Origin of the sequence: Staphylococcus simulans (genome assembly GCF_002902285.1) — a bacterium.
Taxonomy (GTDB): Bacteria; Bacillota; Bacilli; order Staphylococcales; family Staphylococcaceae; genus Staphylococcus; species Staphylococcus simulans.
Genome location: NZ_PPRU01000076.1, coordinates 1 through 268, shown reverse-complemented (window position 1 = coordinate 268; position 268 = coordinate 1). Strand labels below are relative to the sequence as shown.

1 protein-coding gene is annotated in these 268 nt (G+C 44.4%); it reads right to left on the bottom strand.

The features are described 5' to 3' along the window. On the bottom strand, window positions 1-268 hold a 268-nt coding region (locus tag CD112_RS13070), incomplete at both ends, for an SdrD B-like domain-containing protein (protein WP_142380814.1).

Sequence of the window (268 nt, the reverse complement as noted above, 5' to 3'; positions counted from 1 at the left end):
CATATTTACCGTTCGCATCTGTAACTGTCGTTACTGTTGATCCGTCTGGTTTTGTCAATGTTACTGTTACGCCTTCGATACCCACTTCATTCGAGTTTTGGATGCCGTCTTTGTTTGAATCTTCCCATACATAGTCACCTAAGTTGTATGTTGCCGGTACTGGTTCTGGCGCAACCACTGGTTTGTAGAATCCGCTGTCGATTGTGTAGTTATCTGCGTTATTGATTGTTACTGTTGTTGACGCGCCGTCTGAATCCAATGCATCGTC